The organism is Streptomyces sp. NPDC050423 (genome assembly GCF_040655445.1).
GTDB lineage: Bacteria > Actinomycetota > Actinomycetes > Streptomycetales > Streptomycetaceae > Streptomyces.
This window is the reverse complement of sequence record NZ_JBFAJY010000049.1, coordinates 35,495-59,631: the sequence shown is the minus strand read 5'-3', so window position 1 is coordinate 59,631 and position 24,137 is coordinate 35,495. Positions and strand designations below refer to the sequence as shown.

At 72.3% G+C, this 24,137-nt stretch carries 21 protein-coding genes and 1 riboswitch; of the genes, 11 read left to right on the top strand and 10 right to left on the bottom strand.

The window, feature by feature from the left end; translation table 11 throughout:
- Nucleotides 1-196 precede the first annotated feature (196 nt).
- The 4 genes from AB0I52_RS29045 to AB0I52_RS29030 all read right to left on the bottom strand — a co-directional run bounded on the left by AB0I52_RS29045 (nt 197) and on the right by AB0I52_RS29030 (nt 4,220).
- Entirely contained in the window at nt 197-1,414 is a 1,218-nt protein-coding gene (locus tag AB0I52_RS29045) for an FAD-dependent monooxygenase (RefSeq protein ID WP_363077572.1), read from the bottom strand.
- 182 nt (nt 1,415-1,596) lie between these two features.
- A complete protein-coding gene (locus tag AB0I52_RS29040) occupies nt 1,597-2,901 on the bottom strand; it encodes a helix-turn-helix transcriptional regulator (RefSeq protein ID WP_363077570.1) in 1,305 nt (434 codons plus the stop codon).
- A 143-nt stretch (nt 2,902-3,044) separates the two neighbouring features.
- On the bottom strand, nt 3,045-3,299 hold the full coding sequence (locus AB0I52_RS29035) for a DUF397 domain-containing protein (protein ID WP_363077568.1): 255 nt from the start codon (nt 3,297-3,299) through the stop codon (nt 3,045-3,047).
- 12 nt (nt 3,300-3,311) lie between these two features.
- Nucleotides 3,312-4,220, bottom strand: coding sequence for a helix-turn-helix transcriptional regulator (locus tag AB0I52_RS29030; RefSeq protein ID WP_363077566.1), 909 nt, complete (start codon nt 4,218-4,220; stop codon nt 3,312-3,314).
- A 717-nt stretch (nt 4,221-4,937) separates the two neighbouring features.
- Between AB0I52_RS29030 and AB0I52_RS29025 the strand changes: the two genes are divergently transcribed.
- The 6 genes from AB0I52_RS29025 to AB0I52_RS29000 are packed head-to-tail and all read left to right on the top strand — an operon-like array spanning nt 4,938 to nt 10,200.
- Entirely contained in the window at nt 4,938-6,353 is a 1,416-nt protein-coding gene (locus tag AB0I52_RS29025; RefSeq protein WP_363077564.1) for an ATP-binding protein, read from the top strand.
- Nucleotides 6,354-6,355: 2 nt separating this feature from the next.
- The gene (locus AB0I52_RS29020; RefSeq protein WP_363077562.1) at nt 6,356-6,778 is read left to right on the top strand and encodes a roadblock/LC7 domain-containing protein; all 423 of its coding nucleotides are present in this window, start codon (nt 6,356-6,358) and stop codon (nt 6,776-6,778) included.
- Nucleotides 6,775-7,128 (top strand): DUF742 domain-containing protein, encoded by a 354-nt coding sequence (locus AB0I52_RS29015; RefSeq protein WP_363077560.1) that lies wholly within the window; start codon nt 6,775-6,777, stop codon nt 7,126-7,128. Before AB0I52_RS29020 ends, AB0I52_RS29015 begins: the two co-directional genes overlap by 4 nt.
- Complete coding sequence (locus AB0I52_RS29010) at nt 7,106-7,747, top strand: ATP/GTP-binding protein (protein ID WP_363077558.1); 642 nt, start codon at nt 7,106-7,108, stop codon at nt 7,745-7,747. The genes AB0I52_RS29015 and AB0I52_RS29010 overlap by 23 nt, the downstream gene beginning before the upstream one ends.
- Nucleotides 7,744-8,958 (top strand): cytochrome P450, encoded by a 1,215-nt coding sequence (locus AB0I52_RS29005; protein ID WP_363077556.1) that lies wholly within the window; start codon nt 7,744-7,746, stop codon nt 8,956-8,958. Before AB0I52_RS29010 ends, AB0I52_RS29005 begins: the two co-directional genes overlap by 4 nt.
- A gap of 9 nt (nt 8,959-8,967) precedes the next feature.
- Nucleotides 8,968-10,200 carry a cytochrome P450 gene (locus tag AB0I52_RS29000; protein ID WP_363077554.1) on the top strand — a complete coding sequence of 411 codons (1,233 nt, stop codon included), beginning with the start codon at nt 8,968-8,970 and terminating at the stop codon, nt 10,198-10,200.
- 110 nt (nt 10,201-10,310) lie between these two features.
- Here the strand turns inward: AB0I52_RS29000 and AB0I52_RS28995 are convergent, their stop codons facing one another.
- Nucleotides 10,311-10,883: a rhodanese-like domain-containing protein gene (locus AB0I52_RS28995; protein WP_363077552.1), complete on the bottom strand. Its 573-nt coding sequence runs from the start codon at nt 10,881-10,883 to the stop codon at nt 10,311-10,313.
- A gap of 86 nt (nt 10,884-10,969) precedes the next feature.
- On the opposite strand from AB0I52_RS28995, the gene AB0I52_RS28990 reads away from it, so the two are divergent.
- Nucleotides 10,970-11,248 (top strand): metal-sensitive transcriptional regulator, encoded by a 279-nt coding sequence (locus AB0I52_RS28990; protein WP_362960364.1) that lies wholly within the window; start codon nt 10,970-10,972, stop codon nt 11,246-11,248.
- A gap of 74 nt (nt 11,249-11,322) precedes the next feature.
- On the opposite strand, the gene AB0I52_RS28985 is transcribed toward AB0I52_RS28990, so the two are convergent.
- The 4 genes from AB0I52_RS28985 to cobN form a co-directional block, all read right to left on the bottom strand.
- Nucleotides 11,323-12,072: a sulfite exporter TauE/SafE family protein gene (locus AB0I52_RS28985; RefSeq protein ID WP_363077550.1), complete on the bottom strand. Its 750-nt coding sequence runs from the start codon at nt 12,070-12,072 to the stop codon at nt 11,323-11,325.
- Nucleotides 12,069-13,457, bottom strand: a complete 1,389-nt coding sequence (locus AB0I52_RS28980; protein ID WP_363077548.1) for an MBL fold metallo-hydrolase — start codon at nt 13,455-13,457, stop codon at nt 12,069-12,071. Before AB0I52_RS28980 ends, AB0I52_RS28985 begins: the two co-directional genes overlap by 4 nt.
- Nucleotides 13,458-13,610: 153 nt before the next feature.
- Complete coding sequence (locus AB0I52_RS28975) at nt 13,611-14,669, bottom strand: vWA domain-containing protein (protein WP_363077546.1); 1,059 nt, start codon at nt 14,667-14,669, stop codon at nt 13,611-13,613.
- A 170-nt stretch (nt 14,670-14,839) separates the two neighbouring features.
- Complete coding sequence (gene cobN / locus AB0I52_RS28970) at nt 14,840-18,436, bottom strand: cobaltochelatase subunit CobN (RefSeq protein WP_363077544.1); 3,597 nt, start codon at nt 18,434-18,436, stop codon at nt 14,840-14,842.
- A 92-nt stretch (nt 18,437-18,528) separates the two neighbouring features.
- Nucleotides 18,529-18,604, bottom strand: a riboswitch (cobalamin riboswitch).
- Between the two features lie 104 nt (nt 18,605-18,708).
- Between cobN and cobG the strand changes: the two genes are divergently transcribed.
- The 3 genes from cobG to AB0I52_RS28955 all read left to right on the top strand — a co-directional run bounded on the left by cobG (nt 18,709) and on the right by AB0I52_RS28955 (nt 22,256).
- Entirely contained in the window at nt 18,709-20,028 is a 1,320-nt protein-coding gene (gene cobG, locus AB0I52_RS28965) for a precorrin-3B synthase (protein WP_363077576.1), read from the top strand.
- Nucleotides 20,029-20,121: 93 nt separating this feature from the next.
- Nucleotides 20,122-20,748: a precorrin-8X methylmutase gene (locus AB0I52_RS28960; protein ID WP_363077542.1), complete on the top strand. Its 627-nt coding sequence runs from the start codon at nt 20,122-20,124 to the stop codon at nt 20,746-20,748.
- Between the two features lie 2 nt (nt 20,749-20,750).
- Nucleotides 20,751-22,256, top strand: a complete 1,506-nt coding sequence (locus tag AB0I52_RS28955) for a precorrin-2 C(20)-methyltransferase (protein ID WP_363077540.1) — start codon at nt 20,751-20,753, stop codon at nt 22,254-22,256.
- Here AB0I52_RS28955 and AB0I52_RS28950 read toward each other — a convergent pair.
- The gene (locus tag AB0I52_RS28950; RefSeq protein WP_363077538.1) at nt 22,241-23,002 is read right to left on the bottom strand and encodes a cobalt-precorrin-6A reductase; all 762 of its coding nucleotides are present in this window, start codon (nt 23,000-23,002) and stop codon (nt 22,241-22,243) included. The two genes, AB0I52_RS28955 and AB0I52_RS28950, sit on opposite strands and share 16 nt — an antisense overlap.
- Before the next feature lie 11 nt (nt 23,003-23,013).
- Here AB0I52_RS28950 and AB0I52_RS28945 point away from each other — a divergent pair, with 11 nt between their 5' ends.
- Nucleotides 23,014-24,129, top strand: coding sequence for a cobalt-precorrin-5B (C(1))-methyltransferase (locus tag AB0I52_RS28945; protein WP_363077536.1), 1,116 nt, complete (start codon nt 23,014-23,016; stop codon nt 24,127-24,129).
- The last annotated feature ends 8 nt before the right edge of the window (nt 24,130-24,137 follow it).

Below are 24,137 nucleotides of genomic sequence, written 5' to 3'. Positions count from 1 at the left end.
GGCCTGTATTGGGTTGTCACGCGGAAGAAGGAGCGGGGCTGGGTGCGTGCGATCGCAAGGCGCCGGAGCGCCCTTGTAGCGGAGCTACCAGGGCGTTTCGGCAACGCTGCGAGCGGGCGTGCCCAGCCCCGCGACGCCGCGGGACAACCCAATACAGGCCCTAAGGGCTGTCCCGCAATTTCTGGCGGGACAGCCCTTAGCGGGTCTTCAGGCTGTGGCCGCCGAAGCCGCTGCGCCGGTCGGAGCCGCTGTTCTGGTCCTGCCACCACGCGTCGAACCCCGGCTGCTCCATGGCGGACCAGTCCGGTGTGTTCTCGACCTGCGCACTGCCCATCCTGCGGGCGAGCGCGACCATGGCCGCCCCGACGGCGCCACGGCCGGTGTCGTACCGTTCCAGGACCTCCTTCCAGCTGTCCCCGGCCACCCAGGCGGCCTCAAGGGCGGTGGCGTCCTGGAGCGCCTTCACGCTGCCGCCGCCGATGTGCGGCCGGGCGACACTCGCCGCGTCGCCGACGAGCACCATCCGCCCGGAGGTGTAGTGCGGCACCTCAAGGTCGTAGATCGGCTGGATGAAGGTGGTCTCGGCGGGCGTGCGGAGCACCCTGGACGCCCAGTACGGCGGGAAGTTGTCGGCCACCAGGGTGCGCAGACGGGCCGTGAGCTCGGCGTTCAGACGGCCCGGCGGCAGCGAGGTCGGGGTCCGCAGGTCGGGCTGGAGGGCGTCGGTCTGCGGGGGCGCGGTGTAGAGCACCCAGTTGAGCCGGTGCCCGCCGGAGCCGTCCGGGATGCGGTAGATCATGCAGTGGCCGCCGGGAAAGACGATGTTGTGCGCGGACAGACCGTCCAGGGGGAGGCCTTCGACGTCCGCCGAGGTGCCGCGCCAGCCGATGTATCCGGCGTACTCCGCCTCGACTCCCGGGAACATGGCCTCGCGGACGACGGAGCGGTACCCGTCGGCACCGATAACGATGTCGAAGTGCTCCTCGTAGCCGTCGGCCAGACGCAGCGTCACACCTTCGCTGTCCGGCTCCACGGCGCTGACCACGGCGCCGGAGCGGTAGGTGACGTCCTCGGGCACCCGGCGACGCAACTCGCTCCACAGGGAACCCCAGTTGTAGGCGCGGAAGGGGAACGGCTGCTCACCGACGGCCCGGCCCTGCTCCGCGTCGCCCTCGCGCACGCTCCACACCCGCCGGGTCAGCGGCGCCCAGGGCATCTCGGGGGCCACGTAGCCGGCGTCCTTGAGCTCGTCGTAGCGGTCGCTCTGGAGGGCGATTCCCACTCCCCTGTCCCGGAGTTCCGCGTCGGCACGCTCGAAGACGGTGATGCTGCCGGCTCCGCCGCGCGACGCGGCCAGGGCCGCGGCGCACCCCGCTATGCTGCCGCCGACCACGGCGATGCTGCCTCCACGCATGACTGGTTCTCCACTCACTTGGTGTTCCGGTCGCCGTTCGGGGCGCTGCCGCGTCGGCGTGACCGGCCGGAAGTCCACGGGCACTGAGGCTCGTTGTGCCTTTTGACGTAGGTCAGGGCACCGACGGAATCCTATCGAGGGGCTTGTGGCCGGTGAGCGGCGCACATGGAGGCGCGGGGCCGTCACAAGCGGACGGCGGACACGATCCGTTCCCGCAGCGCGATGACTTCCGCGTCGTCGGCGTACCGCCCGCACTCCCTGGACAGGGTCATCACGTCCTCGACGGCCCGGTTCGAGCGCAGGCGGCCCACCGCGTCCAGGGCCCGGTGAGCCACCGTCAGGGCCTCCTCGGGGTCACCGGTCGCCATGATCAGCGTGGCGAGTTTCGTGCCGGAGAGTGCGCGCGAGCGCACGTAGGCGTCGGTGTACCCGTCCATCGCTTTCGTGAGTCTGGCCGATGCCACGGCAGGTGACTGCCCGGACAGCAGCGCCAGGTCAAAAGCCGCGTGCCCGGTGTCGCCGTGATGCTGCGCATGGTCGTAATAGCTCATCCAGACGGCGTCCTCGCCCTCCTGGGCCAGACCGAAGACCTCGTCGGACCGGCCGATGGCGGCCAGCGCCTCCCCGGTACGGCCCATCCTCGCCCACGCCCTGGCGCGGGCGTTGTGGAGCATGGCCTGTTCGCGGGGCGTGAGGCGGTCCGCGCGCACCAGCCCGTTCTCCGCGTGCGTGAGTCCGTCGTCCGGGGTGCCGCACCAAATGGACTGCCGGGCGAGCCAGTTGAGGGCAGCCGCCCTCAGGTGCCAGTCATCGGCCCGTTCGGCACACAGCCGGCCGAACCGCAGGAGCCGCGTCGCGTCCTCATGTTCGTACGCGTCGAACGCACTCGCCCCCATCACGATGGACAGGCGCCCGACCGCGGCGAAGAGATCCGCTTCCAGGCAGGAGGGGTACTCGGCGGCGAGAAGGCCCCGGGCCCAGGACAGTTGGCCGTACAGGGAGCTGCGGACGATGCCGCCGCCCCCGTAGAGGTTGTCCCACTCGGCGATGGTCGCGGCGGCGGCGAGCACCTGGGCGATGTCCTCGGGGCGGACGACCGTGGGCGGTGCGGCCTGCTCCAGACCGGCGAGGCCGGGCGGAGATCCGTCGAGTAACCCGTCGTCCCGCGCGACACTCCCGGCCTGCGGGCGTACCGGAGCGGAACTGTCCGCATCGGCGCACTGCCCGGCGGCTTCCTTCTCGACCAGGCGCCACAGCCGTCGCAGCGCTCCACCGGCCTCCAGGGCGTCGTCGAGCCGGCCGGCCAGCTCGGCGCCGCACAGGCGCTCATCCTTCTCGATGCGCTCGATCATCGTGCCACTGAGGTGCACTTTCGCCCCCAGCCGCTTCGAGGAGAGCCCTCTGGCGTTCCGCCAGTTGCGGAGTTCCTTGCCCCACCAGGCGCGTGCGGACTTGGTGTCATCCAGGGGCTTCGGCTTCTGCGGCATTTCCTCTTCCATCGGCGCCTTGACGCGGACAGCTGTCGCGGCTGTGGACTGTCTGCATCACCATCGGCCGATGCGGCTTTCCCCTGCCCCGGCCATGTCCTACTCGGACTGGATACCGTAACCAGGCGTCGGGACAGGCTGTTTCAGGCAGGATCACGCGCATCGGCGGGGCCGCCGGACCGCGGACCGGGTCGGCGGGACCGGGTCCCGCCGCTGCTGCGCAGGGATGCGGTGAACCGGCCCCAGGCCGGGTGCGTGAAGGCGAGGACGGCGCCATCGGCCGTCTTCGAGTCGCGCACGAGGAGAGTGTGCTGCCACCGGGCGCACTCCACGCACTCGCCGTTGGCGTGGGCGCTGTAGCTGCTCTTGAAGAAATCTGGCTGGAACTGTCGGGCCACGGGTATCCCTCGTCACTTCCGGCTGCGCAGGTGCGTCCTGCTCGCCTCGGCGATCAGTTCGGCCGAGGCGGTCGCGTCCAGCGCCTCCTGGCGCAGGAAGTCCATGGCCTCGGTGTACTGCTTCAGGGCCGGGGGCTCCTCCAGGAACGACGAGCCGACCTGATTCTCCAGAAAGACGACGTCCAGGGAGGGGTCGGGGCCGCCGAAGACGATGAAGGTACTGAGGGCGGCGCTGTACGCCCCCGCCGAGAACGGCAGCACCTGGATGCTGATGCTCGGCTCCTGCCCCCGGGCGAGCAGATGGTCGAGCTGGGCGGCCATGACCTCACCGCTCCCGACCCTGCGCCGGACCACCGCCTCGTCCAGGATGACGTGGTAGACGGGCGGGGCCGCGCGGTCCAGGATCCGCTGGCGCAGCATGCGCACCCTCAGGCAGTCCTGCAAGTCCTGTGGCGGAAAGGTGTTTCCCGGGGTGGCCTTGATCTCCTGCGCGTAGCTCAGGGTCTGGAGCAGCCCCGGTACGACGCCCACGGTGTGGTGCCTGATGCGCGACGCCTCGTTCTCCAGGGCGAGCAGCATCCGCATCCGGCCGGGTAGCTTCCCGGCGAACGGGGTCCACCAGACTTCGGTGTCCCTGCTGTTCTTCGCCAGTTCGACCAGGGCCCGGCGCTCCTCGTCCGAGGCACCGTACGCGCGGCAGAGCTGGTCGACCTGGTTCCACCGCACGTTCCCCTTGGCCCGCTCGTACCGGCTGACGGTCGCCTTCGACACCCCGGCGCGCTGACCGGCTTCCTCGGCCGACAGACCACACGTGTCGCGCAGGGCGAACAGCCGGACACCGAGCTGCCGCCGCCGCGTGATCGGCCCCGTCCCTCCGGGCGGCTCCGCGGCCCCGGCAGGCACCGTAAGCCTTTCCGTCATGGCACTACCCCCTTGGACGCGTGCCGCCCCGGATCTCCCCGCCGGCGCGTAGCAGCCTCAAGGAAGTTACAGTGCGGCACCAGGATCGCGCTGCCGCCGCGTCGGCCCGCGCAACGGCCATGCGGACACTTGCGCTGCGAGCGTTACACCGGGAGAGATCCAGGGCCATACTCCAACTCGGTAGAAGCACAGGGCACTTCGAACCCGTTCCGAGTTGCCTGGTGTCGAATTGTCTCCACACCGAGGACTTCCGCGATGGGCCACACTCCGAGCAACCGCGCAGCGGATCGTCGCTGTGGGTTCCCGAACGCTCGCCCTGCCGCCTGCCGTACGCCGGCCGGTCCGATGCCCGTGGGCGGCCTCGGCGCAACCGTTCCGGATGCCGAACACACCGTACGGATCAGATCTGTTCGTCCCGTGTGAGAGCCGGGACCGCTGGCCTCGCGCCGGTCCCGCAGGTCCTCGGCAGCCGCCCACGCCCACCGTGCGGACGGCCGAGCCGCGCGCCCGCCCATGCCACCCCCGGGCCGTCCCGGCGGCCCGGCCCACAGACCCGGACATCCCGGCACTACGGAGTACGGACCTCATGAAACGCCATCTCCCGCGTATCGAGCAGCACGCCCCGACCGGCGGCATTCAGCCCAGGGTGCACGTCCCGGCCGGCTGTTCCTCACGCTCAGACCGGGCAGCCGTCTCCCTCACGTTCACGGGGGTCCGATGCTCGCGCTGACGCTGGTCCTCGCGGTGCTGGTGGTGGTCGGCTCGGTGCCGGCGGTCCGATTCCGGAGCTCGGCACGCCGGGCGGAACAGCGGGCCGGCCACCTGCACGAGCACGCCGAGCACCTCACTCGGCAGATGCAGATGACCGAGTACTTCGTGCGGCACCTGGCGACCACCGCCGTTCCGGTCCCTGCCGGCGGGGCCGGGACGGCTGAGGCGCGCGGTGTCGATGTGGCGGTTCCGCCGCAGCTGGCGGGCGTTCCGGTCGCCGAGGCCGTCGGAGCGCTGGCCGGACAGTTCTCCCTCGCCCTCGCGGTGGCCGGGAGAACGGCCGAGGAGAGGCTGGAACAGGCCCGCCGCGAGAACGGCGAGCAGGTCGCCCAGGTGCGCAAGGAGGCCGTGGACGTGGCACGGGCGGCGGTGAGGTCGTTCGCCGCCGGCACCGTCCACCGGGCGTCGAAGCTGGGCACCAAGGTCAGTTCGGGAGTACGTCAGCACGTCTCGGACGACGCGTACGAGACCCTGGTCGAGATCGACCACCTGACGCAGCAGATGCTGCTGACCGCCAGCGGGTACGCGGTGCTGGCCGGCGACAAGCTCTCGCGGCGCCATCCGGTGACCGCGCTCGGTGAGATCGTGCGCTCCGCGATGGGCCGGGTCGAGGGCTTCCAGCGGGTGCAGCACGCGGACATGAACACCTTCGCGGTGGAGAGCCGGGCGGTGGAGGCGGTGATCCACACGCTGGCGATCCTGCTGGACAACGCTCTGCGTTATTCGGCGCCGAACACCCGGGTGCACGTCTCCCTGGAGCACGGCAACGACGCGGTCTTCCTGATCGTGGACGATGCCGGGCTGCGCATGGAGGACGAACGGCTGGAGTGGGCCCGCCGGGTGATGTCCGGTGCGGAGCGGGACGACATCACGAAACTGGGCGCCTACCCGCAGACCGGCCTGCGCGTGGCCGGTGTCCTCGCCGCCGCCTACGGATACCGCGTCGAGGTGACGGCCCCCAACGTCTACGGCGGGACGCGCGCCTTCATCGTCCTGCCGCAGAAGCTCCTCACCAGGCCCCCCGCCCCGCAGCCGGCCGTCCCGGCGACCGCACCAGCCGCCCACCGCCGGCCGGCTCACGCCCCCGTCGCCGCGCCGGCCCCTGTCGCCGAAGCGGCCCCGCTCGCCGAACCGGCCGCTGCTGCCGAACCCGCCGCCGTTGCCGAACCCGCGCCTGCGGACTCCGGCACCACGGTGAGCGGGCTCACGGTCCGCCGGCGGTCCGCGCCGCCCGCCCGGCGTCACTCCGCCGCCGCGGAACCCGTGGAGCCCGGCCGGCCCGAGGTGGCGACCGCCTGGCTGAACGGTTCCCGCAGCGTCCGCGACACGCCGGGCACTCCCCCTGAGACCGAAGGACGTTGACCATGTCGACCACCAGCAACTCCCTGGGCTGGCTGCTGGACGAGCAGCTCGGTGAGATCGAGGGCGTCCGCTTCGCCGTGCTCATGAGCAGCGACGGCCTGCTGAAGGCGCGCACGAGAACCATGAGCCAGGAGGAGGGCGAGAAGTTCGCCGCGCTGACCGCCGCCATGCGTGCCGCGGGAAAGGCGTGGGACGACTTCACCGGCGGGGGCGGTGTCCGTCAGCAGATGATCGAATGCATCGCCAACATCGGCCTGACGACGGCTGCCGGGGACAACACGATGCTGTCCGTCTGCACCACCGGCCCGCACGCGGACGTGGGTCTGATCAGCCGCGAGATGGCGCAGCTCGCGGTGCAGGTGGGCCGGCAGCTGAGCACCGCGGAACGCGTCCCGGCGCAGGCGGACGGCGGCTTCCCGGCATGAGCGGGCCGCGGCGTGACGCGGATCTGGTCAGGCCGTACGTCCGCACCGCCGGACGGGTCCGTCCGCGCCAGGACGTACGCCTGGAAAGCGTGGTCATCGCCGCGACCGGCCCGACGGGCGCGCTCGGCCCCGATGCCCGGGGGCTGATGGGCCTGTTCGCCGGCGGGCACGGCGGTCTCGCCGTCGCGGACATCGCCGCCGCACTTCAGATGCCGCCCTCCACGGTGCGCATCCTCGTCTCCACCCTGATGGACAGCGGCCATCTGACCAGTCCGGTCGCCGCGGTCTGCGACCGACCCGAATCCGACCTCCTGCGAAGGGTGCGCGATGGCCTACGAGACCTGGTCTGACCCGAACGTCACCTATGTGCCGGCCACGGTGACCGAGTCCGCCAAGATCGTGGTCGCCGGAGGTTTCGGCGTGGGCAAGACGACCTTCATCGGCAGTGTGTCCGAGGTGACTCCGCTGCGCATGGAGGAGCCCATCACCGTCGACAGCACGGAAGTCGACGACCTGCGCGGGACGCCGGCGAAGACCACGACGACCGTGGGCATGGACTTCGGCCGCATCCATCTGGCCCGCGGTCATCTGGTCCTCTACCTGTTCGGGCTGCCTGGGCAGGAGCGCTTCCAGCTGCTCTGGGAGGACCTGGCCGAAGGGGCACTCGGGTGCCTGGTCCTGGCCGACACCCGCGACCTCGACGCCTGCCACGGCGCCCTGGGACTGCTGGAGACGCAGGGCATCCCGTACGCCGTCGCGATCAACACCTTCCCCGGCGCCCCCGCCTACGACCTGGACGAAGTCCGCCAGGCCCTCGCCCTGGACGCCGTCACCCCCCTCATCACCTGCGACGCCCGCGACCGCGGCTCCTCGCTCCACGCCCTCGTCGCACTGATGGACCACCTCGTGGAGCACCGCCCGGCCGCGCCCCCAGCCGCACCCATGGAGCCACTGGAGCCCCTGCGATGAATCCCACCAGCACCCGGCCACTGTCCGGGCAGGCCCGGTTCCCCCTGTACGGACCCGAGTTCGCCGACGACCCGCACGCCGCATACGAGCGGATGCGCCGCACGTTCGGCGCCTTCGTGCCCGTCGACCTGTCTCCCGGTATCCCCGCCACTCTGGTGATCGGCTACTCGCAGGCGCGCAGCATCCTCAACGATCCGCTGCGCTTCCCCGCCGACCCCCGGGTGTGGGAGCAGCAGGTGCCGACGTCGTGCCCGGTGCGGCCGATGATGGAGTGGCGGCCCAACGCCCTGCGCAGCGGCGGCACCGAGCACTCCCGCTACCGTTCCGCCAACACCGCCGGCCTCGACGCGATCGACCAGCACGAGCTGCGTGCCCTGGTGGAGAAGGTCGCCGCCGACGCCGTCAGCGGCTTCGGCTCCACCGGCCGTGCCGATCTCGCCACGCAGTACGCCTTCCCGATCGCCTTCCGTGTCCTGAGCACGCTGCTGGGATGCCCCGACGAGATCGGCGCCCGGATCGCCGACGGCATGTCGCGCATCTTCGAGACCACCGACGCCGCCCGCGGCAACGAGATCGTCACCGCGGCCATCGCCGACCTCGTGGGCCTGCGCAGGAGCCACCCGGCAAACGACGTGACCTCCCGCCTGATGGCCCACCCCGCGGGGCTGGACGACGAGGAGATGGGCCATCAGATCGTCACCCTCTACGGCGCCGGCATCGAACCGATGACCAACCTCATCGTCAACACCTGGTGGAAGATCCTCACCGACGACGAGTTCTCCGCCACGCTGCACTCCGCCGAGTCCACGATCCGCGACGCCCTCGACACCGTCCTGTACACGGACCCGCCGATGGCGAACTACTGCATCAGCTATCCGCGTTACGACTCGGACGTCGACGGCACCCTGCTCCCGGCCCACCAGCCGGTCGTCATCTCCATGGCCGCCTGCAACAACGACCCCGCGCTCACCGGCGGGCTCCCGCCGGAAGCCTTCATCGGCAACCGGGCCCATCTGTCCTGGAGCACCGGCCCGCACACCTGCCCGGCCCGCTCCCACGCCTACCTCATCGCCGAGACCGCCATCAGCTACCTCGCGGACGCCTTCCCGGAGATGGACCTCGCGGTCCCCGCCGACGAAGTGCGCTGGCGGCCCGGCCCCTTCCACCGTGCCCTGGAATCCCTCCCCGTCGTTTTCCCCGCCACTCGCTGAGGAGCCCCCGTGCCCGAACACCCGATACTCGTCCTGGACCCCGTCGCGGCGGACCACCACGCCGAGCACGAGGCCCTGCGCTCCCGCGGGCCGGCCGCCCGCGTCGACATCCTCGGTGTCACCGCGTGGTCCGTCACCGACCCCGTCCTCCTCAAGGAACTCCTGACGGACGCGCAGGTCTCCAAGGACGCGCGAGCTCACTGGCCGGCCTTCGCCGACACCGTCTCCACCTGGCCCCTGGCCCTGTGGATCGCGGTGAACAACATGTTCACCGCCTACGGCGGTGACCACCGGCGGCTCAGGCGCCTGGTCGCGCCGGCGTTCACCGCACGCCGCGTCCAGACCATGGAATCCTCCATAGAGGCGATCGTCACCGCCCTCCTCGACACCATCGGCTCCCGGCCGGCCGGGGAGAGCGTCGATCTGCGCGAGGAGCTCGCCTATCCGCTGCCGATCGCCGTGATCGGCCGGCTCATGGGCGTTCCCGACGACCGGCGCGAGGGCTTCCGCAGCCTGGTCGACGGGGTCTTCTCCACCGCGCTCGACGCCGACGAGGCCGCCGCGAACACGGCCTCCCTGTACAAGCTGCTCGACGAGCTGATCGACACCAAGCGCGCCGGGCCGGGCGACGACATGACCTCCCTCCTCATCGCCGCCCGGGACACAGAGGGCGACGGCAGCGCGCTGTCCGACGACGAACTGCGCGACACGCTCCTGCTGATGATCAGCGCCGGTTACGAGACGACGGTCAACGGGATCGATCACGGCATCACGGCCCTGCTCGCCGACCCCGAGCAGCTCGCCCACGTCCGCGCCGGCCGCGCCGACTGGAGCGATGTCGTCGAGGAGACCCTGCGGCACGAACCCGCCGTCAAGCACCTCCCGCTGCGCTACGCGCTCAAGGACCTGCCCCTGCCCGACGGACAGACGATCCGGGCCGGCGAGGCGATTCTCGCCTCCTACGCCGCGGCCAACCGTCACCCCGACTGGCACGGTGAATCCGCTGACCGCTTCGACGTCACGCGGCCGTCCTCGGAGCACCTCGCCTTCGGGCACGGCGTGCACTTCTGCCTCGGGGCGCCCCTCGCCCGACTGGAGATCGCCTCGGCGCTGCGGCTGCTGTTCGAGCGCTTCCCCGACCTCGAACTCGCCGTGCCCGTGGCCGATCTGAAGCCGCTGGCCTCGCTCATCAGCAACGGACACCAGTCTCTGCCCGTGCGGCTGCGGCCGACGAGCGCCTGACGCCGCTCTCGTCGGCGCCGAACGCCCGGGGCCGGCGCCCCCGCCGCGCGAGCCGGTTCGTTCTCGCGTAACGGGGGGGGCGGCGCCGGGCGGCTGCGACGGATCCGCGGCTACCGCCGCCCCAGCGCGGTGAGGGTGGCGTCGAGGCCGGCGGGGCGGGGACGGTTGTGCGGCAGCCTGGCGAGGACGGCGGCCATGCCGCAGGTGTTGGTGAGGGCGGAGAAGACCAGGCCACCGCCGATGGCGGCGGAGAGCACTCGGGCGGGGCGGTAGCGGGCGCCGACGGCGAGGCCCAGGACGACGAGGGACCCGGCGGCGAGGCGGACCTGGCGTTCCATGCCCCAGACGCGGGAGGCGTCCGTGGGCCGGTCGAGGGCGTGGCCCTGTTCCGCCCAGGCGGTGGTTCCGCCGACGAGATCGGCCGCGGGTATGCCCGCGGCGGCGAGTTCGCCGCACGCGGTGGCGGAGCGGTTGCCGGAGGCGCAGACCATCAGCAGGTCGCCGCCGCTGGCAGCGGCGGCCCGCAGCTCGGGCAGCGCGCTACGCACGTCGCCCAGGGGGATGTTGTGGGCGCCGGGAACGTGGCCGGAGGCGTATTCGCCGGGGGTGCGGACGTCGATGACGGTGTAGTGGCCGAGCCGGGCCGCTGCCTGGACGGGGAGGACGGGGATGGGGGCGGTCATGTGCGGTGTTCCCTTTCTGTGCGGGCCGGGGCCGGGTGCCCCGAACACGGTAGGATACCCCTAGGGGTATGAGTGGAGGAGGAAGCGTGGAGCTGGAGATGGCGGCCGATGAGCTGAAGTCGGTGCTCAACCGGCTGAAGCGGGCCCAGGGTCAGATCGCCGGGATCATCAAGATGATCGAGGAGGGCCGGGACTGCGAGGACGTGATCACGCAGCTGGCGGCGGTCTCCCGCGCCCTTGACCGGGCCGGGTTCGCGATCATCGCGACGGGCCTGCAGCACTGCATGGCCGATGGCGGGCAGGCGGCCGGGGACCGGGACCAGATGCGGGCCCGCCTGGAGAAGCTGTTCCTCTCCCTGGCCTGACGATCCGGCCTGATGACATGGCCTGATGACATGGCCCGACGACCTGACCTGACGATCCGGCCCGACAACGGCGGTCAGGTCAGGGCGTCGGCGAGCATGAACCCGGCGACCGCGAGGAGCACGGCGGCGAACAGCCGCCGCAGCCCGCGCCCGGACACCTTCTCCGCCAGCCGCTTTCCGTCCCAGGCGCCCAGGATCGCGGCGCCCGTGAACGGCGCCGTCACCGCCCAGTCCAGTCCCGCGGCGCCGCCGGAGCGGGTGACCAGGGACGCCAGCGAGTTGACCGTGATCACCAGCAGGCTGGTACCCACGGCAGCCTGCATCTCGAAGGCCAGGACGGTGACCAGTGCGGGAACCGCGAGGAACCCACCGCCCACTCCGAGCAGTCCCGTCACCGCGCCAAGCCCCGCCCCGGCGCCCCCGGCCCTGAGCGGGCGCACCGCCTGCGCGTGCCCGTCGGCCGGCGGGGCGGGGCGCAGCATCATCAGGGCCGCGAGGGCGGCGACCGCCGCGAAGGCCGCGGTGAGCACCGGCTGCGGGAGGCGGGACGCCACCAGTCCGGTGAGCGCGGCGGGGACGATACCGGCGGCGGCGAAGGCCGCTCCCGCTTTCCAGCGGACGTGCCCGGCGCGAGCGCGGGCGTACAGGGCGGTCGCGGAGGTGGCCGTGACGATGAACAGGCTCGCGGTGGTGGCCGCGGCCGGGGTGAAGCCGAGCAGATAGATCAGTGCCGGGACGGCCAGGACGCTGCCGCCTCCCCCGAGCGCACCGAGCGCCAGACCGACCACGGCCCCGGCGAGCAGGGCCAGGATCAGCGCGCTCACGCCGCCGAACCGCCCCTGCCTCCGGAGGAGGCGACGGTCAGGCCGGCGCTCCGGGCGGCGTCGAATCCGTCGTCGACGGCGACCACGTCACGGCCTTCGGCGTCGAGCAGGGACGCGGCGATCGCGGCGCGCATCCCGCCGGCGCAGTGCACCCACACCACTCCGGCCGGAACCTCGCCGGTGCGCCCGTGCAGTTCGTGAACGGGTATGTGCACCGATCCCCGCACGTACTCGCCGGCGCGCTCGGAGTCACGGCGCACATCCAGCACCACCACGTCGTCGCCGCGGCCGAGCGCCTGCTTCAGGGCGGCGAAGCCTGCGCGGGGGAAGGAACGCACGTCCTCGCCCGCCCGCAGCCAGGAGGACGGCTCCCCCGTGGCGGCGGCGGCCGGCCGCTCGATGCCGACCCGGACCAGCTCCCGCTGGGCCTCGGCGAGCTGTCCGGCGGATGCGGCGAGCAGGGTCACGGGCTTGCCCCACGGGATCAGCCAGGCCAGATACATGGCGAGGCTGCCCTCGGCCTCGAAGTTGAACGTGCCGGCCACATGCCCCCGCGCGAACGCGGTACGGCTGCGCAGGTCGACGACCCATTCCCCGGCGGCCAGGCGCTGCGCGATCTCCTCGCCGCCGGCGGTCCCGGGCGGGGTCAGGTCCATCGGCGCGGGGCCGTCCGCGTTGATCGGGCCCATGTGCGCGTAGTACGCGGGCACGTCCTCCAGCCCGGCGAGCATCCGCGCCACGAAGGTGTCGACGTCCTGGGTCAGGGCGTCGTTGCCGGCCCGCTCCTCGCCGATGGTGGTGGCATCGCCCTCGGCCCGGGAGGCGGAGCAGAAGCTCCCGAAGCCATGGGTGGGCAGCACCCGCACGTCGTCCGGGAGCTCGTCGGCCAGCCGGTGCGCGGAGGCGTGCTGGGAGCGGGCCAGCTGCTCGGTCAGCCGCGGTTCGACCAGGTCGGGACGGCCCACCGCGCCGGTCAGCAGCGACCCGCCGGTGAACGCGGCCACCTCCCGCCCGTCCTCGACGAGCACGTAGGCCGTGTGGTGCGGGGTGTGACCGGGAGTGGCCAGGGCCCGCAGGCTCAGGCCGGTGTCGACGGCGACGCTGTCGCCGTCGGCGACCGGGACCCGGTCGAAGGAGACCCTGGCCGACGCGGGCACCAGATACCGTGCGCCGGTCAGCCGGGACAGCTCCAGGCCACCGGTGACGTAGTCGTTGTGTATGTGCGTCTCCACCACGTACCCGATCCGCACTCCGCGCCCGGCCGCCGCCGCCATGACTCGCTCCACATCGCGCGGCGGGTCGACGACCACCGCCGTCGCGGTCCCGCCGGCGAGATAGCTGCGGTTGCCCAGGCCCTCGGTCTCCAGGGTGTCCACGAAGAACACGGCCGGCTCCCTCCATAGTGATGTACCCCGGGGGGTATCTTCACTTCACTGTAACAGTGATACCCCCTGGGGTATTTCTCGGAGCCGGGGCCGCCCCTGCGACGGAGCGACGTGCCCCGGAGGCACCACGTGAACCAGGTCCTGTCCGGCGAATCAGAGCATGATGAGCAGCCGTGTCTGCGGCTTGAGTTTCCTGTTCACCGAACGGCTCTGCACATACACCTCCAGCTTGGGATTGTTCCCCGCCTTCACCGAGACGGTTCCCTGAATGCCCGTACCGAACAGAAGACTGCGCGCCGCGTCTCCCGTATACGCGCGATCGGTGTCCTTCTCGACCACGATGACTTCCTTGTTCGGCTGAACCTGAGCCCGGGTGCCCAATTGGTAGTAACACGAACCTCGTTCGTACGTCACACCCGGATGCGAGTCGACGAAGGGACGGATCTCGACCTCCTTGTCGACCTTCAGAAGCCGGTACCTGTGGGCCGGAATGGGTTCGAGACTGGCCCGCACCTCATCAACCGATATGTCCTGGCCGACGGCGAACAGATTCTTCGTTCCGCGCACACCCTGCTCGCGGCCCCGCAGGAAGCTGGTGGCGGCGGCGCGCACGGTGCCGATCGCCTCCTCGACACCCTCCTGGGAGTCCGCGTCCCAGATGGCGATGTTCCCGGCCGGGAAACCGTAGTTCTGGGCGGTGCGCTTCGCCAGGGAGTTCGGAACGAGGATCGCGGACGTCCAGTGGCCCGGGAGCCCGCCCATCTTCCCCGCGATCCTGTCGAGCCAGGGGCCGAGGATCGACATGTCGCCGTCGTGCCGCCGGTCGCCGCCGGAGGCGTTCTCCTCGCCGTCCGTCACCACGATCTGAAGGAAGCTGTGCTCGCCGTACTCCTCCCAGATATGGCCCAGATCGTCCAGGGATTTCAACGAAGCCTCTATGAGCGCCGTCGCACCGTTGTTTACCCGGTACAGCCCCCGCATGGACGGCAAATGCTTCACATCCATGTCCCAGACCAGGTTCTCCACCCTGTGGTCAAAGGAATAGAGACTGATCCGGGTCTCATGACCGAGGCTGTCCGACTCGGCCTTCAGGCCCGCCACGAACTCGTCGACCACACGAATGAGCTGTTCCTGGTGCGGGCGCATGGAACCCGAACAGTCCACTACCAGCGCGACGTGATTCACCTTGTGCTGGATCTTGTTGGCGGACACTATTCTGCTCCTTCTCCGAAGGCTCCCCGAGTGATGTCTGAACTCTATGGGGAGCCACTGACAACGGAGTTCGAAGCCGAATCAGCCGGCCCGTCCCCGGACGAGGGGAAGGGCCCCACCCGAGCAGCGGTGGGGCCCTTCTGACGTTCGACGGCCTGGCGGCCGGTGGTTCAGTCCTCGCCCTCCAAGTCGCCTTCCGTCTCCAGGTAGACCTGCCGCAGCGCGGCGAGTACCGCCGGATCGGGCTTCTCCCACATGCCGCGGGACTCGGCCTCCAGGAGGCGTTCCGCGATGCCGTGGAGGGCCCAGGGGTTGGCCCGCTGGAGGAACTCGCGGTTGTCCGGGTCCAGCACGTACGTCTCGGTGAGCTTGTCGTACATCCAGTCCGCGACCACACCTGTCGTGGCGTCGTAGCCGAAGAGGTAGTCGACGGTGGCGGCCAGTTCGAAGGCGCCCTTGTAACCGTGGCGGCGCATCGCCTCGATCCACTTGGGGTTGACGACCCGGGCGCGGAAGACGCGCGAGGTCTCCTCGAGCAGGGTGCGGGTCCGGACGGTCTCCGGCCGCGTGGAGTCACCGATGTACGCCTCCGGGGCAGTGCCCTTGAGCGCGCGCACCGTGGCGACCATGCCGCCGTGGTACTGGAAGTAGTCGTCGGAGTCGGCGATGTCGTGTTCGCGGGTGTCGGTGTTCTTGGCCGCGACCTCGATGCGCTTGTACGCCGTCTCCATCTCCTCGCGGGCCGGGCGCCCGTCGAGTTCGCGTCCGTACGCGTAGCCGCCCCAGACGGTGTAGACCTCCGCGAGGTCGGCGTCCGTGCGCCAGTCGCGGGAGTCGATGAGCTGGAGCAGGCCGGCGCCGTACGTACCGGGCCGGGAGCCGAAGATACGGGTGGTGGCACGGCGTTCGTCGCCGTGGGCGGCCAGGTCCGCCTGGGTGTGGGCGCGTACGTAGTTCTGCTCGTCGGGTTCCTCCAGCGAGGCCGCGAGGCGGACCGCGTCGTCGAGGAGCCCGATGGTGTGCGGGAACGCGTCGCGGAAGAAGCCGCTGATGCGGAGGGTGACGTCGATGCGCGGGCGGCCGAGTTCGGCCGCCTCAATCGCCTCCAGGCCCGTGACGCGGCGCGAGGCGTCGTCCCAGACCGGGCGGACGCCCAGCAGGGCGAAGGCCTCCGCGACATCGTCGCCGGCGGTACGCATCGCGCTCGTGCCCCACAGGGACAGGCCGACCGAGGTGGGCCAGTCGCCGTTGTCGGCGCGGTAGCGGTCCAGGAGGGAGTCGGCCAGTGCCTGTCCGGTCTCCCAGGCCAGGCGGGAGGGCACTGCCTTGGGGTCGACGGAGTAGAAGTTGCGGCCGGTCGGCAGGACGTTGACCAGGCCCCGGAGCGGGGATCCCGAGGGGCCGGCGGGGACGAAGCCGCCGTTCAACGCGTGCACGGTGTGGTCGAGTTCATCGGTGGTGGCCGCCAGCCGCGGTACGACCTCGTTGGCGGCGAATTCGAGGATGTCCGCGACGGACCGCGGATGCCCGGCGGCGACCTCGGCAACGGCGTCCGGCGCCCAGTGCGCGTCCTCCATCGCCTGGACCAGGGCGCGTGCCTGCTCCTCGACCTGGTCTGCGGTGGTGCGGGTGGCCGCCGACTCGTCGAGGCCGAGTGCCTCGCGCAGGCCGGGCAGGGACGTGGTTCCACCCCAGATCTGGCGGGCGCGCAGGATCGCCAGGACGAGGTTGACGCGGGCGGCGCCGCCGGGCGCGCCGCCCAGGACGTGCAGGCCGTCGCGGATCTGCGCGTCCTTGATCTCACAGAGCCAGCCGTCGAGATGCATGATGAACTCGTCGAAGCCCTCGTCCCCGGGGCGGTCTTCGAGCCCCAGGTCGTGGTCGAGCTTCGCGGCCTGGATCAGGGTCCAGATCTGGGCCCTGATCGCCGGGAGCTTCGCCGGGTCCATCGCCGCGATCTGGGCGTGCTCGTCGAGGAGTTGCTCCAGCCGGGCGATGTCGCCGTAGCTCTCGGCGCGGGCCATCGGCGGTACGAGGTGGTCCACCAGGGTGGCGTGGACACGGCGTTTGGCCTGGGTCCCCTCGCCCGGGTCGTTGACCAGGAACGGGTAGACGAGGGGGAGATCGCCGAGAGCCGCGTCGGGGCCGCACGCGGCGGACAGGCCGGCGTTCTTTCCGGGCAGCCATTCCAGGTTGCCGTGCTTGCCGAGGTGGATCATCGCGTCGGCGCCGAAGCCGTTGTCGTCGGCGGAGGCGGCGATCCAGCGGTAGGCCGCCAGGTAGTGGTGCGAGGGCGGCAGGTCGGGGTCGTGGTAGATGGCGATCGGGTTCTCGCCGAAGCCGCGCGGCGGCTGGATGAGGATGAGCAGATTGCCCCGGCGCAGGGCGGCCAGGACGATGTCGCCCTCGGGGTTGCGCGAGCGGTCCAGGAACATCTCGCCCGGGGCCGGGCCCCAGTGCTCCTCGACGGCCTCGCGGAGTTCGGCCGGCAGCGTCGCGTACCAGCGGCGGTAGTCGGCCGCCGGGATACGGACCGGGTTGCGGGCCAGCTGCTCCTCCGTGAGCCACTCCTGGTCGTGGCCGCCCGCCTCGATCAGCGCGTAGATCAGCTCGTCGCCGTCGCCGGAGGCGAGGCCCGGCACCTCCTCGTCACCGAAGTCGTATCCCTCGGTGCGGAGCCGGCGCAGCAGGGCGACGGCGCTCGCGGGGGTGTCGAGTCCGACCGCGTTGCCGATCCGGGAGTGCTTGGTCGGATAGGCGGACAGCACGAGCGCGAGGCGCTTCTCGGCGTTCGGGATGTGGCGAAGCCGTGCGTGGCGTACGGCGATACCGGCGACCCGGGCGGCGCGCTCGGAGTCGGCGACGTACGCCGGGAGGCCGTCCTCGTCGATCTCCTTGAACGAGAACGGGACGGTGATCAGGCGGCCGTCGAACTCGGGGACCGCGATCTGGCTCGCGGCGTCCAGCGGTGAGACGCCCTCGTCGTTGCCCTCCCAGTCGGTCCGCGAACTGGTGAGGCAGAGCGCCTGGAGGATGGGTACGTCGAGGCCGGTGAGGGCCCCGGCGTCCCAGGACTCGTCGTCACCGCCGGCCGACGCCTCGGCGGGCCGGGTGCCGCCCGCCGCGAGCACGGTGGTCACGATCGCGTCGGCGCCCCGCAGCGCGTCGATGAGCTCGGTCTCGGGCGTGCGCAGTGAGGCGACGAACAGCGGCAGGGCGCGGGCGCCCGCGTCCTCGACGGCACGGCACAGGGTCTCGATGAACGCGGTGTTGCCGCTCATGTGGTGGGCGCGGTAGTAGAGCACCGCGATCGTGGGGCCGTCCGCCGCGCGGGGCGTGCGCTCCAGCGGGCCCCAGGAGGGCGCGGGGGCGGGCGGTTCGAAGCCGTGGCCGGTGAGCAGCACGGTGTCGGACAGAAAGCGGGCGAGCTGCTCCAGGTTGGCGGGCCCGCCGTGCGCCAGGTAGGCGTGGGCCTCGGCGGCGATGCCGATGGGGACGGTGGAGGCGGCCATCAGCTGTGCGTCGGGGGCCTGTTCCCCGGTGAGGACGACCACCGGGCGCCCGGTGGCGAGGACGTGGTCGAGGCCGTCCTGCCAGGCGCGGACGCCACCGAGAAGACGTACGACGACCAGGTCGGTTCCGTCCAGGAGCTGCGGAAGGTCCTGGAGCGGGAGCCGGGAGGGGTTCGCGTAGCGGTAGGCGACCGGGCCGTCGGAGGCGCGGGCGCTGAGCAGGTCGGTGTCGGACGTCGACAGGAGCAGGATCATGCGGCGTCTGGGCCTTCCTCGGGGTGTCCACGCCCCGGGCGGTGTCGTAATGGGACTCCCCTGCCCGGCCGGAGCCGGGTGAACGGGGAAGGGAGTTCCTGACTCACCCGGCCGTTGCGGCCGGGTTCACAGTGGCGGGACCGCGCCGGAATCGCACCGGGCTTCCTCCCCTGTCGCCGTCTGTGGCGACGACGGGCCGGACGGCCCGTCGCTAGGCATAGTAAGGGGCGCCTATCAACTGGGGCTCATACGGATCTGATGAGATGGTCGGTATGCTCGCCGCCATGCCCCCACCTGCCATCCTTCCCGCGCGCACAGGAGACGCTTCTCCCCGTGCCCGTGGCGACGCCTGCCCCGGGACGCTGCGGCTGCACCGGGCGGACGACGGGGCGCTGGCCCGCATCCGGATTCCCGGCGGCGTGCTGAGCGCGGCGCAGGCCGACGTGCTGGGGGAGTTGGCGCAGCGGCTGGGCGACGGTGAGTTGCATCTCACTTCGCGCGGCAATGTGCAGCTGCGCGGCCTGGGCCAGGACTGCGGCGGCGAACTGGCCTCCGGGATGGCCGAGTCGGGGCTGCTGCCCTCCGAGCGCCACGAGCGCGCCCGCAACATCGTGGCGTCCCCGCTCTCCGGGCTCGACGGCCGGGGAGAGCGGGACATCCGGCCGTGGCTGTCCGCGGTGGACGAGCTGCTGTGCGCGAGTGACACGGCGGCCGGTCTGTCGGGGCGGTTCCTGTTCGCGCTCGACGACGGACGCGGCGACGTGGACGCGCTCGGCGGGGACGTGACCCTGCTGGCGCGGAGCGACGGGTACGCGACTCTGCGGGTCGGCTCCGCGGAAAGCGCTGTACGGATACCTGACGCACGGGCGCCGCGGGCCGCCCTGATCGCCGCCGAGGCCTTCCTCGACGCCGCGGCCGGCTCCGGTGCCTGGCGGGTGACGGATCTGCCCGGGGACGGCGAGCCGCTCCTCGACGAGGTCGTACGGCGCCTGCGGCAGGCCGCAATCAGCTCCGAACGCACCGCCGTCCCCGTCCGCCCGCAGAAACCCGCGCCCCCGGATCCCGGCGTCGTGACCGGCCCGCACGGCACCGCCGCACTGTCGGCCGGAGTGCCCCTGGGGCGTATCGGCGCCGGCCAGTGGCAGGCGCTGACCAGCACCGCGAGGCAGCACGGGAACGGCGAACTGCGACTGACCCCGTGGCGCGGCGTCGTCGTACCCGGGCTGGAGCGGGGGCGGGCCGCGGAGGCGCTGGACCGGCTGGGGGCCGCCGGACTGATCATCGGGCCCCACTCCCCCTGGACCGGCGTGGGAGCCTGCATCGGGCGTCCCGGCTGCGCCAAGTCCCTGGCCGACGTGCGGGCCGAGGCCGCGGCGACCGTGGGCCCCGTCGGCGCACTGCCGGTGTACTGGTCGGGGTGCGAACGCCGCTGCGGCCACCCGCGCGGCGAGTGGGTCGACGTCGTCGCCACCCCGGGCGGCTACCGGCTCCGCACGGTGCGCGGCGAGGAGCGGGGCTCCCCGCTGACCGTCCCCGCCGACCCCCCGGCGCTCGCGGCCGCCGTGACGGCGGCACGGGGCACCCTCGGCTGACACCGCCCCGCACCGCGACACCGCGGCACCTGTACGTTCCACGCCCGATGCCCCCTGGCCCCTTCCCCGCCCGATGAAGAGAGCGACAGCACTGTGCACCAGTACGAGAAGGACGGACCGGCCATCTATCGCCAGTCCTTCGCCACGATCCGCGCGGAGGCGGACCTGTCCGGCCTGCCCGCCGATGTGAGCCAGGTCGCGGTCCGGATGATCCACGCCTGCGGGATGGTCGACCTCGTACGCGACCTCGCCTTCAGCCCGGACGCGGTGGCCCGTGCCCGTGCGGCGCTGCGGGCGGGCGCACCCATCCTGTGCGACGTGGCCATGGTCGCCAGCGGTGTCACCCGCAAGCGGCTGCCCGCGGACAACGAGGTGGTGTGCACCCTGTCCGACCCGTCGGTGCCCGCTCTCGCGGCGGAACTCGGCACCACCCGCAGCGCGGCCGCCCTGGAGCTGTGGCGCGACCGGCTGGACGGTGCGGTCGTCGCCGTCGGCAACGCGCCCACCGCCCTGTTCCGGCTGCTCGAACTCATCGAGGAGGGCGCCCCGCGCCCCGCCGCCGTCATCGGGGTCCCGGTCGGTTTCGTCGGCGCCGCCGAGTCCAAGGACGCCCTGGCCGCGCATCCGTCCGGCCTCGACCACCTGATCGTGCGCGGCCGGCGCGGCGGCAGCGCCATGGCGGCCGCCGCCCTCAACGCCATCGCCAGCGAGGAGGAGTAAGCGTGAGCGAGCAGAGGAACGGCCGGCTGTACGGGGTCGGGCTCGGCCCCGGCGATCCGGCCCTGATGACCGTACGAGCCGTGACCGTGATCGCCGAAGCGGATGTCGTCGCCTATCACAGCGCCCGGCACGGACGCTCCATCGCCCGGTCGATCGCGGCCGCCCACATCCGCGCCGACCACATCGAGGAGGCGCTGGTCTACCCCGTCACGACGGAGACCACGGACCACCCGGGCGGCTACCGGGGTGCGATGGAGGACTTCTACACCGAGGCGGCGGCCCGCCTGGCGGTGCACCTCGACGCGGGGCGCACGGTCGCGGTGCTCGCCGAGGGCGACCCGCTCTTCTACGGCTCGTACATGCACATGCACAAGCGCCTCGCCGACCGCTACCCCACCGAGGTGATCCCCGGAGTCACCTCGGTCAGTGCCGCCGCCGCCCGGCTCGGGACCCCGCTCGCCGAGGGCGAGGAGGTGCTGACCATCCTGCCCGGCACCCTGCCGGAGGACGAGCTCACCGCCCGGCTCGCCGCCACCGACGCCGCGGTGGTGATGAAGCTGGGCCGCACCTTCCCCGCCGTCCGCCGCGCCTTCGAGGCGTCGGGGCGGCTGTCCGAGGCCCACTACGTCGAACGCGCCACGATGGCCGGGGAGCGCACCGGCGACCTGGCCGGGATCGACGCCGGCTCGGTGCCGTACTTCGCGGTCGCGGTCCTGCCCAGCCGGATCGGCACCCCCCGCCCCGAACGCGCCCCGGGCGGCGGCGAGGTCGCCGTGGTCGGCACCGGCCCCGCCGGACCGCTGTGGCTCACGCCGGAGACCCGCGGGGTGCTGGCCGCCGCCGACGACGTGGTCGGCTACACCACCTATCTGGAGCGGGTGCCGGTCCGCCCCGGGCAGCTGCGGCACGGCTCGGACAACAAGGTCGAGTCCGAACGCGCCGAGTTCGCCCTGGACCTGGCCCGTCGCGGACGGCGGGTGGCCGTGGTGTCCGGCGGTGACCCAGGGGTCTTCGCCATGGCGACGGCCGTCCTGGAGGCGGCGTCCCAGGAGGAGTACGCGGACGTGCCGGTGCGGGTGCTGCCGGGTGTGACGGCGGCCAACGCGGCCGCCGCCCGCGCCGGAGCGCCGCTGGGCCACGACTACGCCACGCTCTCGCTCTCGGACCGGCTCAAGCCGTGGGAGGTCATCGCGGAACGGCTGCGGGCGGCGGCCTCTGCGGACCTGGTGCTCGCGCTGTACAACCCCGGCTCCCGCAGCCGGACCTGGCAGGTCGGCAAGGCCCGCGACCTGCTCCTGGAGCACCGGTCGCCGGACACGCCCGTGGTCCTCGGCCGGGACGTCGGCGGACCGGCCGAGAGCGTACGCACGGTACGGCTGGCAGACCTCGACCCGGCCGAGGTCGACATGCGCACGATCCTGATCGTCGGGTCCTCGCAGACGCGCTGGGTGCGGCGTGGTGACGGGCGGCAGATCGTCTGGACGCCGCGCCGCTACCCGGAGGGCTGAGCCCCGGGTCCCTCGCGCAGCCAGGCGAGGGCCAGGCCGGGGGTGGAGGCCACCGCGACGCCCTCGGGAACGGGTGGGCGGCGCACCACGATCACCGGGATCCCCGCTTCGCGGGCCGCGGTGAGCTTGGGGGCGGTGGCGGCGCCGCCGCTGTCCTTCGTGACGAGGACGTCGATACGGTGCCGGCGGATCAGCTCGCGCTCCCCGTCGAGGCTGAACGGGCCCCGTTCGAGCAGCACCTCCATCCGGGCGGGACGCGGGGGTTCGGGGGCGTCCACCGAGCGCATCAGGAACCACAGCCCGTCCAGTTCCGCGAAGGCGGCCAGCCCCATGCGTCCCGTGGTGAGGAACACGCGCCGCCCCAGCGCGGGCAGCGTCCGCGCCGCCTCGGCCAGCGAGCCGACCGGGTGCCAGTCGTCGCCGGTGCCGGGCACCCAGCCGGGCCGGCGCAGGGCCAGCAGAGGAACATGGGCAGTCGCGGCGGCTGCCGCCGCGTTGAAACTGATCGTCCCGGCGAAAGGATGGGTGGCATCGATGAGCGCGTCCACCTGGTGCGTGCGCAGCCACGCGGCAAGGCCGTCGGCTCCGCCGAATCCGCCGACGCGCACCTCCCCCGGCGGGAGCCTCGGACTGGCCACCCGCCCTGCGAGCGAGCTCGTCACCCGGGCTCCCTCCGGCAGGGCGGCCACCAGGAGTTCGGCGATGCGGCGGGCCTCCGTGGTCCCGCCGAGTACGAGTACGTGCATGGGATCCATCCGTGGGTGAGGCGAAGGGCGGGCGCAGCGCCCAACTCAAACACACCGGTCTGCGGTCCGGCTGGACGACCGGTGCCTGTGCGACCGCGGCGGCCACGGCCGCGTACACCGCCCTGCTGACCGGGGACTTCCCCGACCCGGTCACCATCACCCTGCCCCGGGGCCAGACCCCGGCGTTCGCGCTGGCGGTGGAGGAGCTGGCCGGGGGGCGGGCCATGGCGGGGGTGGTCAAGGACGCCGGGGACGACCCGGACGTCACTCACGGCGCTCTCGTACGGGTCACCGTCCGAAGGCTGCCGACGGGCTCGGGAGTGGTGTTCAGGGCCGGTCCCGGCGTGGGCACGGTCACCCTGCCCGGCCTGCCGCTCGACGTGGGCGAGCCCGCCATCAACCCCGTGCCCCGCCAGATGATCCGCGACCACCTCGCGAGGGTCGCCGCGGCACATCGCGGTTCGGGGGACGTCGAGGTCACCGTCCGCGTCGACCACGGTGAGGAGATCGCCCGCTCGACCTGGAATCCGCGGCTGGGCATCCTGGGCGGCCTGTCGATCCTGGGCACGACCGGCGTCGTGGTGCCGTACTCCTGCTCGGCGTGGATCGACTCGATCCGGCGCGGTGTGGACGTGGCCCGTGCGGCCGGCCACACGCACGTGGCGGGCTGCACGGGTTCCACCTCGGAGAAGACCGTCGTGGCGGAGTACGGGCTGCCGGAGATCGCGCTGCTGGACATGGGCGACTTCGCGGGCGCCGTCCTGAAGTACGTACGCCGTCATCCGGTGGCACGGCTCACCGTCTGCGGCGGGTTCGCCAAGCTGTCGAAGCTCGCCGCCGGCCACCTCGACCTGCACTCGGCCCGTTCCCAGGTCGACAAGCCGTTCCTGGCCGAACTGGCCCGGCGGGGCGGCGCGGACGAGGCTCTGGCCGCCGAGGTGGCCGGCGCGAACACGGGGCTCGCGGCGCTCCAGGCGTGCCAGGCACGGGGTGTCCCCCTCGGCGGCCTGGTGGCCGTGGCCGCGCGGGACGAGGCGCTGGCCGTGCTGCGCGGGTCGCCGGTCGCCGTCGACGTCATCTGCATCGACCGGGCGGGCACGGTCGTCGGGCGCAGCAGCGTGCGCTGACCGGCCGC